Here is a 15,454-nt window from a genome sequence, read left to right as displayed (position 1 = left end):
TGTTTGTGTCATTCTCCCACCATTACAAACGCACCCCAGTAGTATGGTTTATCGTACTTTTCTTTAAGTCGTTTTTGAGCCGTGTTAAAAGCAAGTCTTTTATCTCCATGTGAAAGCCACTCTTCGTAGAAGGTGGTCATTAGTTCTTGCGTGGCAGCATCATCCACTGTCCACATGGACATGATGATGGCGTCTGCTCCAGCTATTTGAAATGCTCGTTGAAGGCCATAAACGCCTTCACCATTTTTGATTTCACCAAGTCCTGTTTCACAGGCTGAGAGCACCACAATATCCGTTTCGTCCAGGTTTAAGTTCATAGCTTCAAAGGCGGTTAGAATTCCATCATCAGTTCCTTGCCTTTCATCCAATTCACCTGTTCGAATAAAGCTATTCGCTCCTGCTAAAACGAGTCCAGAACGGAGCAATGGATTCTCAACATATTGATCGTTTGAACCATCAGCAGGATCAAGTTCAAGGAAGAACCCATGTGTTGCAATATGCAATGTGCTCGGATTCTTGATTTCTTTGATCTTGTTTTCAACTGCTTCCTCCAGCAAATAGATTTCTGCGTTTTGTGATTTACTTGAATATAAACTATCAATTAATTCAACTTCTTTTTTTGTGCCCGGCAGCATGGCCAACCCATTAAATGAACGCATGTATCGCACAAGGTTTCCCCTAATTCCACGGGGAATGGTTGCCCCCCTTTCCAACGTACCTGAGCCACCACTACGCATACCTCTTCCACCACTACCTTTTTCCTCTTTCACATCTTTTTCATTGGTCCCCATATTGTAGTTTGGATAGCCAAAGAATACACTACCTGTTCCAGTGTTGATGGTTTTCTCAGCCACCAAATCTTTTGTGTTGGTGACAAGGGAAAGATCAATTTCATTAATGAGATATTCCTTTGTTTGTGGGTTTTGAAGGGTATAAATACTGATTTGATTATAGACACCATCAGGAGCCAGATAGATTTTACTTACATTACCTAGCCGGTTTGCGATTGGCCTCCAAAATAATCTGTAACTATAGTCTTCAGAGATTTTGTACTTGATTGCGTTACGATAGTTGGCCAGATACTTATTTTCCATCTGGGCACCATTTCGCATGGTCAACATTTCAGGATAATCCTCAGTATCTGCTTTAACAATCAAAGCTGCATAATGCACTTCATCTGTAAAAACACCGGCAGAGTCTGTTGAAAAGACCCTATACCTCACGATTTCGACAGCAGCTTCACCAGGCTTTAAGGTTTTTTGAACATCCCGCCAGGTGAGCTCTCGGTTTGCAAAATTTTCCCCAAACACCTTGGACGATTTGCTCAACTCTTCCTCAAGGTTATTTGAGATTTCAGTTAGTGAATCAATTTTTTTGTTTCGCTCTTCTAAAGTGATGTCTGAAGCGCTAAAAAGTTTAGCCAGTTGCTCTTTTTGGCTGATCCAGTTTTCATACTTTTCAATCAAGACTTCATCACCACTGGAAAGGATGCTCTCACGTACTTTGGCGGTGGCATACATAATCAGCCCCTTTAGTGCCAGCTGATAGTTGTAAATCTCACCGATTAGTTCTTTTTCTTCTCTAGAGCTTTCTACAATAAAAGAGATGTACTGCTCAAAAGCAGGCTTCAGGTTAGTGTAATAGAAAGTGGCCTTTTCCTCTTCAGTTAGCACAGGAAAGTAAGTATTGATTTGATTAAAATAATTATCAAACGTCTCTTGATAAAAACCCATCACTTCATCACGATTCCCTTGTTTCCAGTTTAGAATGGCTAGTTGGTTTGCACTCCGCGCAAAATATGGATGCTTGTCTCCAAGTACCTTCTTTCTAATATCATAGGCTTTTTGTGCAAGTGGAATAGCTTTATCGACTTCCTCATACCCAAGGTGAGCATTTGCCAGGTTAAAATACGGGAATGCCGTTTCGGGGTGCTCCGTACCCAATGATGCTTCGTATACTTTGATAGCTCTTTGACCATAATCGATGGCATCACTTATGTAGCCTCGATTGGTATTTAAACGAATCAGGTTATTAAGTGTATAGCCATAATTGACTCCCTGTTCCCCTTCGTTTTGCTTGAAAATCTCAAGCGCTTTCAGGTGTAACTTTTCAGATTCGCCGAACTCTCGATCATACAAAAGTGTCAGGCCAAGATTGAGAAGACTCTTGCCATAAATAAATGAATCCTCACCGTAATACTCTGCGTCTTGAGCTAAAACCTCACGCTGAAGTTCAGCTGCTTTTGCATAATCACCCAGGTTGAAGTAGACTTTTGCTAAATTGTTATTTATCCCGGCAATGACATCTTCGTAATCGCCTTGAATTCGATTCACTACACTTAATGCGTTCTCAAAAACTTCTTCAGCTTCGGCAAGCTTTGCTTTATCTAGATAGAGGATACCCAGACTATTCAGCGTTGAAGCGTATTCAAAAGTTGCTTCAAGACCGTTATCTTCGAAAGTGTCAATACCTCGTAAGAGATTTTTTTCAGCTTTTTTGAAGGAGCCTTGGATGGCGTACGCATCACCAACCCATTTATGTGCTACACCTTCTTCAATACTATTTTTCGATACAGCCTTTTTGATATCTTCGGCGACTTCCAATCCCTTTTGAACTTGCTCAGTTTGAAGATAAAGCTCTACTAAAGCCCGTGATGAATCGAAGTATTCTGCGCTCTCTTTTCCGAATGCTTTTGCATCTGACTTTTGGATTTGAGTGAGGAAACTTTCAGCTTCGGTATAATAACCTAATTCGGACTGTAGAGTGGCCATGTTGTATAAAAGGTCCTTTCTATCACCATCCGGGTCAATTTTTTTACGAAGAGATAATTCAAGACTGTAGAAATCTAGGGCTTTCTGAAAATCACCAAGCTCATAGTCATACGCTTCCGCCAGATAGCTATAGACATTTGCAGCAACCGTATCTTCTTTAGCAAGAAAGGTTTCCTTTGCTTGCTCTTCATTATCTAATATGGTGGCATAATCATAATCCAGATAAGCATCATCTAGCTTATAATAGAGCTTTTCTGCTTTTTTATCAGAAAACGCATATTGGGAGTATCCGGAAGTAGCAATTACTAAGAGCGCTGTGAATTTTAGCAGTTTCATGGTAGTGTATTTTATACTAAGAAAACCATCATTAGGGACATTGTAAAATAATGGGTTGTAAACAAACCTAAAGATAATACATATAGATACGCTGGAAGCCACAGTTCATGGTACCGTGGAGGATTTTAATCGAAATAACAATTTGATAAAAACCTATTGATCCTTAAGGCTTTATTTTAGTAGCTTATTTTAGTCTAAATACCGTGTTTATGGTATTGCTGACACCCTTTAAAAATGCCTTATTTGCTATTAATACCACCTAAAAGTCAATAACATGCTACGTTCAGCCTTCAGTAAGCTTTCTCTAGTCACTTTATCACTGTTTTTCTCATTAGATGCGGTTTCGCAAGAACACTCAATCGATTTCGATGGTACTGGAGACTATGTGGATCTGGCGCAAAGCAGTGGACTTCCGATCTCAGAAGTAACAACCACTTTTACAATCGAGTTTTGGATTAAGGGAACTGCTCAAAACGGCGCAGTATTCTTCTCGGAGGGCAATACTGGCAATGTAAATGCCCCACTATTTGTAATTGGTTCCGGAACAAGTGTAACCGATAAAATAAGAATTTATTTTGTTGATGATGCAGGTTCGGTACAAATCGATAATCAAGGGGCAATTACTGTCCTGGATAACACCTGGCACCATGTGGCTTATGTGCAGGAAGATGCCAACAATGCCTTGGTATATGTTGATGGTGTCCTTGATCAAAATGCTACCTATTATGATCATGCACACACGGGACTCACGGTTGATAACACTTCGTTAGGAGCACTAAGAACCAATGGTCCGACACCCTTTGCAGAGTTCACGGGTAAAATGGATGAGCTACGAATCTGGAACGTAGCAAAATCCGGTGCTGAAATACAGGCAAGTTATCTATTAAAAGCAAATCCGGGGGATGTAAATCTCACAGCTTATTTGAATTTTAACGAGGGTGTAGGTAACCCGGTAGATCAAACAGTTAATGGAAACAATGGTACATTAAACGGTAATGTAGCTTATGACAATGCTGATGTACCGCCATTTGCTAATAATGCCCTTAACTTCGACGGAACAGACGATAATGTAAATATTACTCACAATGCCTCACTCAATCTTGATGATGGAGACTTTACCATAGAATACTGGGCAAGACCGGAAACCGTAGATGGAAACTTTCGTTGGGTAATGTCGAAGAGTAACGTTGGCAATGCATCCATTGAATTTATAACTGGAATAAATTCTACTAATCAGTGGCGCTTTGGTTTGAGAGGCCTTAACATGGATATTGTTGGTACATCTACTGTGGTGGCAAACCAATACTATCACATCGCATGTGTTTTTGATGGATCTGAAGCTAGTCTGTTTGTTAACGGAAGCCTGGAAGGAACAGCTTCATTATCCGGCTCTGCAGTTGCAGGATCAGAAGACATAGTTATTGGCGCAAGAAACGCTTCTGCCCCTACCCAATTTTTTGATGGAACAATCGATGAAGTCAGATTTTGGAACACGCCTCGCACCCAGCAGCAAATACATAACGATGCGTATTTAGATGTATCATCTGACCCTGACCTGATTGCATATTATGATTTCAACCAGGGAGTCGCAAATGGAGATAATAGTAGCTATACAATACTACCTGACTTGACTGGAAATGGAAATGATGGACTTCTTCAAGGGCCGTTTACCTTGAACTTTGCAACCTCAAATTGGATAACTTCTACTGCTTTTGATAATGATGTTTTTGCACCTTATTTCATTTCAGGATATCCACTGATCGATAACATTGGCACAACTGGTTTTGACATCACCGTTCAGCTGAACGAGGAGGGAACATACTTTTATGTAGTGGTGACCGATGGAAGTCCTGCACCAACAGTAGGGCAAGTAACAACTGCATCAGCAACAGGTCAGGTCACATCTGGAAATATTAATGTTACAACACCGGCTTCTGATTTTGTTTTGAGCCCCTCCGGCTTAGCGCACGGTACCGACTATGACCTCTACATTGTTGCTCAGGATGATGAAGGATCACCCAATGTGCAGAATGCAAACCTCTTCGTTGATGTTACGACACTTTGTGATGATCCTGTTGTAACACCATTCATCACGGACAATACATTTTGTGTAGGAGGTAATGGAGAGATCACTGTCACTGCATCCACCGGGTTCGGAGAGCCTGCCTCTAATTATACTATGACAATTTATGAGGGTGTTGGAACTGGGGGACCCATTGCCGATGGAGGAGCAGGCACTAATAGCAATGTTGTGGGAGCCGCTGGTCTTACGGTCTCAAACTTAATTCCCAATACTTATACCATAGAAGTAATTAATAACGACAATGGCTGTTCAGATATTTCTAATGTGGCTGTGGCTGACAATTCAACCAACCCCACCATCAATGGAGGCTCTATTATAGTTACAAACGAAAGTAGTGTGGGTGCAACCGATGGAGCATTAGATGCGACAGGGACAGCAAGTGGAACACCAGGTCCGTATACATACCAATGGTATAGTGATGCGGGATTAACGACCTCTGTTGGATCAGGCCCTTCAGTAGGGAGTTTGTCAGCAGGCACTTATTATCTAGAAGTAACTGACGATCCAACTGGCTGTGTACAAACGACATCTATAAACGTATTAACCGATCCGCCAATTGCCCCTGATGGCTTGATTGCTTACAATTCTTCTGGCACAGATATCACGCTCGAATGGTCTGATAATTCTTCGGATGAAACGGGCTTTATAATTGAGTCATCAACTGATTTGGCCTTTGGGTCACCTACAGATATCACTTCTGCTGTAACGCCACCTAATCCAGGACCGGGGGTAACATCTGTCGTATACACAGCGGGAGTTGATGAAAGCTTATACTTTAGAGTGAGCTCTACAAACTCAAATGGGACTAGCCCTTCTTCTGTGGCCTTTGCAACGACAGAAGCGTTTGCCGGGCATGCACTTAGCTTTGATGGCACAGATGATTCAGTAGTAGTGCCGCATGATCCTCAATTGAACTTAGTGAGTGGTGACTTTGCCATTGAGTCCTGGGTGTATTTAAATGCCTCCGGTTCTCAAACCATCGCGAGCAAAGGAGACGGCAATGGAATAGCAACCAATGATGCCTGGATTTTTCAGATACAAGGAGATAAAATTGCCTTACAACTTGTGGATGGTGTATCAACATCAGAATGGGGATTAAGCACCACCAACGTACCACTGAACGAATGGGTACATGTGGCAGTATCTTTTACAGGTACTACAGCTTCTTTCTATTTAAACGGAGTAGCGGATGGCACGCACAATTATGGTTTTAGTCCATCAGATAATGGAGATTCCCAATCCATGTATATGGCACGCCAGGGCTCAGTCTGTGATTGTAATTATTTAAATGGTGATTTAGATGAACTTAAAATTTGGAGTGCAGTAAAATCTGACTTCTCAGACCGATATAGTCTGGTAGACCTATCAATACCGCAACCGAATCTAGTGGCATATTACTCATTTGATGAGGGAGTTGGTGCAACAAATATTTTAGATGCTTCAGTAAATACGAATGATGGGACTGTCAATGGAGCTACGTTCAATACGTCTACCGTTCCATTAGGTCCACCTTTGTCAGTCACCACAACTACTCCAATTCAACTTGAAAGCAACATACTTGCCAGTGATAACATCCTGATTGATTTTGATGCCACACTGGATGGAACAAGTCTTAATGCAACCAACATCAAAGTGTGGGGAAGTCAATCGGGTCTGGCGACCGCCATTTATTCAGGAGGTGGTAGCTCAACATTAACCATTAATCCCGACGCTGATTTTTTAGCTGGGGAGAAAGTTTCTGTAATTATAACAAATGGGGTAAGAGGTCTTGCAGGTGAAGTGGCTGTTCCATACAGCCTAAACTTTTTCATTGAAACTAGCCCATTTCAAGGAGCCTTCGTAAAACAAAATACAGCTCTGGAAGGTGTTGTTGACGGTGCAGCGGCCTGGGCAGACTATGATGGTGATGGTGACTTAGATGTTGCGGTCAGCGGTTGGGATAGCGATTACAGCTTTGCGATCACTAAAATCTTTAATAATGCAGGTGGAACATTTACAGATATAGGTGCCTCTCTTACTGGTGTTTACGAAGGTAGTCTTGATTGGGGGGATTATGACAATGATGGTGATCTTGATTTGTTTGCAACAGGAATTGATGAGCTGAGCAATACGACTGCCATCTTGTATCAAAACAATGCTGGAACATTTACTGATGCAGGCGGGTCTTTTCAGGGAGTTTATTACTCAGAGGCAGATTGGGGAGATTATGACAATGATGGAGATTTAGATTTAATCGTTCAGGGTCAATATCAGGTTACTCCGGCATTAGGATCAACCAATATTTACCGTAATGATGGCGGTACTTTCACCAATATAAGCGCCGGACTTCCTGGTCGTCGTTTAGGTGGAATAGCATGGGGTGATTATGACAATGATGGTGATCTCGATTTTGTAAATAGTGGCTATGATAATAGTACCAGCTACATGGCTAACATTTATGAAAATGATGGTGGTGTATTTACAGATATTGCGGCTGGACTGGTGGGAAGAATCTCAGGTGTTGTCGAATGGGGAGATTATGACAATGACATGGATCTTGACTTAGTGGTATCCGGAGGTTCCGCTTCAGATAACGTGCCAACAATTTACAGAAATGATGCCGGCTCATTTATTGACATCAATGCAGGACTATTAGAAAATGCTGAAGGTGAGATTGCATGGGGGGATTACGATGGGGACGGTGATCTTGATTTGGTGATCAATGGCTCTGGCGAGACAAATGACCCAACAACGACCATTTATAATAATAATGCAGGAAGTTTTGTAAACTCAGGCTTACAGGTAGAGAATTACCTCTATTCCACGGTAGATTGGGGTGATTATGACAATGATGGTGACTTAGACTTGTTAATGACCGGAACAGATGATTTCAATGGAGGAAGAATTTCATTGTATTCAAATGCCTTAGCTCCGCCAAAAATCCTTAATGCCACTAATGTTACCACAGCAGGGTTCACGCCGAATTTAGTAGCCCCTCCAGGAGCTATTGATCTAATTGTAGACGTTTCTACTGACCCTCAATTTGGATCGTTCGTTTCGCAAGATGTGAGCGTGGGCACATCCGGTGGTGTTGATATCAATACAACATTGACGGCAGGCACTCAATACTTCTATCGGGCAAAAACAGATTTTGGGGGAAGTGAAAGTACCTATTTTGTGTCTAATGGATTTATGGTACAGCCAGGAAATACATTACCATTCACCGGGACGGATTACATCCATATTTTTGATAATGACATACTGGAACCAACAGGCGATTTCACCATTGAATTCTGGCTGAATACAACGGTGACAGGGAATAGAATTATTCTTGAAAAGGGTAATTCAAATGCAGAGTATTCTGTTCAGCAATTTTCAGGAGATGTAATCGGGTTTAACGTAAATGGGGGAACCATGCAAACCGTAGGTTCCTATAATGATGGAACATGGCACCATGTGGCCATTGTATATAGAGGTCCCGGTGATGGGACTATCTATGTAGATGGAGTTGATGACACAGACGGCTCCATCACGCTGGGAACGCCTGCATATTCATTCGGGACGTTGAGTATAGGCGACCGTAAGTTTGGAGGAAGTTTTAATATTGAAGGGAGCATAGATGAGGTTAGAATCTGGGATGATGAGAGACTCCTTGCAGAAATTAACGCGAATCGCTACAGCACATTAGTGGGAGATGAACAAGGCCTGATAGCTTATTACAGCTTTGACGAAACCTCCGGAACCACAACCCTTCCCGACTTATCTGGAAATGGTTTGTCTGGAGAGCTTACCAATATGGATGGTACGGAGTGGACGCCTTCCACGTGGAATCCCCCACCAGGAGTGGTTGTTAATACAAACGATTCTGGAATCGGCTCTCTCCGCAATGCAATTACATATGCAAATGCTAACCCAAGTACAACAATAACATTTGATATAGCAGGAAGTGGCCCGTGGAACATTGATTTGCAATCAGCTTTACCACAGATAATAGCAAACAATACCATCATTGATGGAACCTCCCAATCAGGATGGACCTTTGGCGATGCTAGTGCCATGGTTACCATAAATGGTTCTTCAGTAGCGGTAAATAATCATGGAATAGACATCAATGCTTCAGGTGTAGAAGTATATGGAATGATCGTAACCGGATTTACCGGTGGGACTACCTATGGAGCAATCAATTTGGAATCAGACGCAGCTGATAATGTTGTTATAGGTAATAATGCTGCCGGAAATATCATTCATGGAAATGGAGTAAATGGCATATACATTGATGGAGCCGATTTTGCAACCATCCAAGGAAACTGGCTGGGAACCGATGATGGCTCTTCAAGATCTGAAAATACGCAAGATGCCATTTCAATTACCGGAACATGCGACAACCTGATCATAGGAGGGAATTTTGGTAGCGGACTCGGAAATGTGATTTCAGGTGCCGGTAATGGAAGTTATGGTATTGTGACTGTAGGTGGAGGAAGCAACCTCCTTATTCAGGGAAATTACATAGGAACAGATGCAACCGGAAATGCCCTAATTTATAATGAAGGAGGAGGTATCAATATTGGAGGTACTTACACTTTTACAATAGGTGGTGTATCTGCAGGATTAGAGAATATTATTTCTGGTAACAACACAGATATCAATGCTGACGGCATAACGATTGGCAATTCATCAACAGGCTTTATTCAAAATAACATCATTGGACTAGCGGCAAATGGGAATGCACTGGGTAATGGGGGAAATGGAATCGCACTTTTATCAGGCTCCAATAATGTAACAGTAAGTGGCAATACGATTTCCAGCAATGGAGCTGCCGGTCTTGCTATAGGAGGCGGGACAGTCAATAATCATACGGTTACCAACAATATCATTGGCCTAACACCGGATGGACTCACTCCACGAGGTAATACAACACACGGAATAAATGTATCCGGAACAAGCGGAACGGATATTACCATCACAGGAAATACCATTGGTGCAAACCTTGAAAATGGTATCAATATCTCCATGGATCAAACCAACCTTGATATTAGTGGAAACCACATTGGAGTCGATATTAATGGTAATGGAAACATGGTGCTGGATGCTGATGAGGTAACTGTTCTATCGGATAATACCATAGGAAACCAAGCAAGTGGAATTTATTTAAATGTGATAGATGGTTCGAGTACGAATAATAGTATTACCAATAATACCATCGCAGGAAATGGAATAGTAGCTGAGTCTAATTTTGCCGGAACCGGTAGCGGGATAACGATCAATTTAGGAGTTAATAACGTAACTATTCAAGGCAATAGAATAGGTGTTGAAGCAGATGGAGTAACTAAGCTAAAGAACATTAATTCAGCCATTTACATCAACAGCCCAACCGGGCATAATGGATTAATTATTGGGGGTGAAGGTGGCGGTGAAGAAAACATCATTGGCTATAGTGGTGATTATGGAATCCAGTTAGTAGGGACTGAATCAAACAATAATCAGATATATGCGAATGAATTCATCTGTAATGAAAAGGGTGGCATAAGTTTCAACTCGACCCCTGATATTGATGCACCGGTTATTACCTCCGTTTCAAGCACGACTATTTCGGGAACGTCTACTGTGGAAGACAATTCAAACATATTTATTTATGAAACGGACTCATGCGCTTTCGATCAAGGTAAACTGCTAGTTGTTTCTGCTATTGATGCAGTGAGTGGTGGATCGTGGACTGTAGGTGGTGGATCATTTGATCCTGCTAAGCAATATGTTGCATTGGTTGTGGATGACGAGACAACAGGTAATGCTACCCTAAGCACGTCTGAATTTTCAGCTCCTGCCTCAATTCCTCCGTCATTAGTCACAAACACAAATGATGCAGGTATAGGCTCTCTCCGGGATGCTATCATCTACGCAAATGCCAACCCGGGAACCACAATTGCATTTGATATAGCAGGATCAGGACCATGGGTCATTGGTCTTGCTTCTGCACTTCCTCAAATCACCGCAGCTAATACTATTATAGACGGCTCAACCCAGCCGGGTTGGACTTTTGGTGATCCCAACGGCATGGTTACCATTAATGGGTCAACCCTAGGTGTAGTTAATGGAATTGACATTGACGCAGCTGGTGCTGAAGTCTATGGATTGATACTAACAGAATTTAATGGAGATGTCACCAGGGGTAATATTTACCTCGCAACTGACAATGCTGATAATGCCATTATAGGTGCTTCTGGAAAAGGAAATATTTTCCATAATACTGATGGAAATGGTGTCTATGTAGTGAATGGTGATGGTGCGGTCATTCAGGGAAATAGATTTGGTACCTTAGATGGAGTAAACATTTCCGGGATTGGTATGGGAGATCATGGAATTGCTACCACCGGGGAAGTAACCGGCATCACCGTAGGAGGAGATTTCTTCACAGGTGAAGGAAACCTTATTGCAGGAACCGGTGCATTTAGATATGGGTTAAATCTCAATGGATCCGGTGGAGGATCAGGTCTTACTGCCGTTTCGATTAGAGGAAATAAAATTGGAACCAATGATGCAGGAACTGCAGCGCTTTCAAACACGGCTGGTGGTATTAATTTAATTGGTAATGTATCGGATGTAACAATCGGAGGCGCTTCACCAAGTGATTTAAACCTTATTTCAGGCAATGGAGATCACGGTATCAGGATTCAGGCTGGCAATGACATCAACATCAATGGGAACTATATCGGTATACAGTCTGATGGATCCTCTGCTTTAGGTAACGCAGGCAATGGTATCCAAATTGAAACCAGCCCCACCAACATTAACATAGGAGATACAAATCAGAACATTATATCGGAGAATACAGAGCACGGTATTTTCTTTAACACCAATAATTCTGCAAATACTTCACTTGGAACAAACATATTTAGTTGTAATGCCAGTGGAGGAATCGGATACAACTCAGGACCTCTTACCCCTGGCGCAACGATTGATGCAGTGAATCCTACTACTGCTGTTGTATCAACAGGGGCGTTAGATGGAAGTAGTGTATATGTTTATTTCGCTGATGATGGATGTAGCAATGACCAGGGGATAGCCTTTGCTGGGTCAGGAGTTGTAGTAAGTGGTCAAGCTGTTGTAAGTGGCGGTTTTGCGCCTAATTCACATTATGTAGTATTGGTAGAGGATGTAAATGGATATTCAACTTTTTCATCGCCATACTATGCAAATTTTGTAATGGTGACCAACACCAATGACACAGGAACCGGTTCATTCCGGGCCGCCATTGATTCTGCAAATATGTATCCAGGGGCATCTATCTTTTTTAATATACCAAGTGCTGCTCCATGGGAAATTAACCTAGCTTCAGACCTACCAAACCTCTCCGCACAGGGAACTATAATAGATGCAACCACTCAGCCTGGATGGAACATTTCCAATGGAGAAATACCAAGAATCAATGGAGGTGGTACTGGAAGTATCGGACTAAACTTTACATCCAACAATGAGGTAGAAGTCTACGGACTTCATATTGACAATTTTACAGTTGCGGGTATCCGTTTCAATGTCTCAGGAGGAGCACCCAATGGATATACTTTTGGCGCTCCAAACAAGGGAAATATCATCACTCGATCTGGATCTGCAGGGATTAGCGTTCTTTCTTATTTAGGTGGAGGAACCATTCAAGGCAACTACATAGGTATCATGCCTGATAGCACAGCCGGCTGGATGAGCAATACCAATGGTATTAGTCTGGGGACAAATGCAGATAATGCACAAATTGGAGGTCTAACACCCGGCGAGGAAAATGTGATTTCCAACAATACAACCTCTGAGATTAGTATTAGCGGTGGGGATATGGCAATTGTACAAGGTAATATCCTTGGACTTACCCCGGATGAATCTGCAGCTGCTGGTGCCGGAAATGGTATAAATATCAACGGATCAAACGGTGCGACCATTGAACAAAATGTCATTTCGGGGCATACAACCGGTATAAGATTTAACAACTCAAGTGGGCATACCATAATTAGGAATAGCATAGGAGTTTCGTCGGATGGATCTACCCCTTTTCCAAACTCCAATGGAATTCACATGATCAATAATTTGAATTCTGATAACAACATTATTGGGTCCAATACCATAACAGGAGATGGAAATATTATTGCCGAGAATACTGCGAATGCGATATTAATTGAGGGTTCCGGAAATAATGGCAATCAAATTCAGCGTAATTCAATTTACAACAATGCGGCAGGGATCACTTTAGGTGGCGGGGCGCATAATGGCATTCTTCCACCGGCAATCGATCCTATCACGGTAGGCAGCTCTGTAACCGGTACCGGAACTGATGGAGATATTATTGATCTATACTATGATGATTCGAATGGGCAAGGCAATGTACACCTTGGTACAGCCACTGTTTCATTAGGAACATGGAGCATTGGTTCTCTCTCTCTAACTGGTGGTGATCAGGTAGTAGCAACCGCTACGAATGTAGGAGATGGAACTTCGGAATTTAGTCCTGCTGCAACATTCACATTTAATTATCCAGCAGCAGAAGGAGCAGGAGAGGCATTAAACTTTGATGGTAGTGATGATGTGGTTGTTATTACAAATGATCCATCTTTTGAAAACCCAACATATACCCTGGAAACATGGGTATCAATCACCTCAAACCCTGGAAATGGAGATACCGATGCATTTATCAACAAGGGCACCCTTGACGGAGCACTTGACCCAAATGGATATTCAATGGGCTATACATATGATGGTGCAAACTATCAGGTATTCCTGGGCCAAGTCAATGGCTCCAATGCAATACAGCCTCTTTTAGTGAACTACACCTTAAATCTGGGAGAGTGGTATCACATTGCCGGAGTATACGATGGGACGGATCAGATTCTTTATGTAAACGGGGTGGAAATTGGAAGGGCTAATGCAGATATACCTGATTACATAGGAGATGCGACAGATATTAGAATAGGGGGTTATCACTCGAATGGAGGAATATCGGCGAGCGATTTTCTAAATGCCCAACTGGATGAGGTTAGAATCTGGGATCAGGCATTGCAGGAAGATGGTATTCGACAATACATTTCTCGTAAAGTAACAGATGCACATCCTGAATTTGCAAGTTTAGTTGGATACTATCGGATGGATGATAGCGGTGATGCATTAAACCTTCTTGATTTTAAGGGAATCAATAACGGTTCAATTAATGGGGGAGCATCTTATGGATTATCTGGTGCTCACCTGGGTGATGTTAGTTATTATGAATACACTTATTCAACTGGTTCTGGCAGAAGTTTGGATGGATTTCGGCTAACAAATTTCGGAACTGCTAATCTGCCACTGCATATTTATCGAGTCGATCAAACACCGGTTAATAACACCATTTCAGGATTTGACAACATTGATGATACCCAATATTATGGTGTTTTTGCTCCGGGCCAAACCTATGATGTAAGCGATAGCATCAATGGTCTTACTTCAGATCGAAGAATTGTTTTTAGAAATGATGGAGCTGATCCCGTATGGACCAGTATCAGTGGCCCAATAGGGACAGATGTAGAGGATGATCAGATATATGCCTACGGACAATCGGGTAGTGGCCAATTTGCAACGGCGATTGATCAAAGTCCATATCCTACACCGGTAGATGCCGGGTATGCCTTGAGTCTCGATGGCTCAAGTTGGGTATCTATTCCTGATGATTTTTCATTTACACCAACAAATGGTGGTTTGAGTATCGAACTTTGGGTTAATCCGGATGACCTAGTTGCTCCAGCGGAAGCTGACGCGCTAGTTTCAAAGTACAATTCAATTGCCGGACAATCCAGTTGGTTATTAGATATGCGAAATACCGGGACACTGGCGTTTACCTTATATGAAGATGTAGCAGGGACTACTTACCGTCAGATAGTCACAGATAATCCTGTTTTGGAAGCAGGTAGTTGGAATCATGTAGCAGCTACGTATGATTTAACAACACAAGATATTAAGCTCTATGTGAATGGACTGGAACAAACTGTCACCCTTACGTCAGCAACTTCTCTAAGTTTAATTGCCAACTCAACTGCAACAGTCCGAATAGGGAACGTTGAAAATGCATCGGCTGGCGCGAATAGCTCGAGGTTTAACGGAGACGTAGATGAGGTGCGAATCTGGGATGTCCCTCTTTCAGAGACCAATATCCGTGATCACATGATTGGAAAAATTGATGCGGATTTTGATAGCCTCAATCATCTGGTCGCCTATTATCGATTTGATGAGAACAGTGGCACCACAGCTGCTAACCTTGCAGGTGATGCAGATGGAA

The 15,454-nt window shown here is 42.1% G+C and carries 1 protein-coding gene and 1 pseudogene; one reads left to right on the top strand and one right to left on the bottom strand.

The annotated features are described in order from the left end of the window. Positions 1-8: 8 nt before the first annotated feature. Positions 9-3,107, bottom strand: a complete 3,099-nt coding sequence (locus tag RIC88_RS16635) for a CHAT domain-containing protein (protein ID WP_350218698.1) — start codon at positions 3,105-3,107, stop codon at positions 9-11. Between the two features lie 274 nt (positions 3,108-3,381). On the opposite strand from RIC88_RS16635, the pseudogene RIC88_RS19785 reads away from it, so the two are divergent. After that, positions 3,382-15,318, top strand: a pseudogene (locus tag RIC88_RS19785) (LamG-like jellyroll fold domain-containing protein); the annotation flags it as partial. Positions 15,319-15,454 lie beyond the last annotated feature (136 nt).

It is taken from the genome of Ekhidna sp., assembly GCF_040220215.1.
Classification (GTDB): Bacteria; Bacteroidota; Bacteroidia; order Cytophagales; family Cyclobacteriaceae; genus Ekhidna.
The sequence above is the reverse complement of the archived record's forward strand: the minus strand, read 5'-3'. Positions and strand labels throughout refer to the sequence as shown.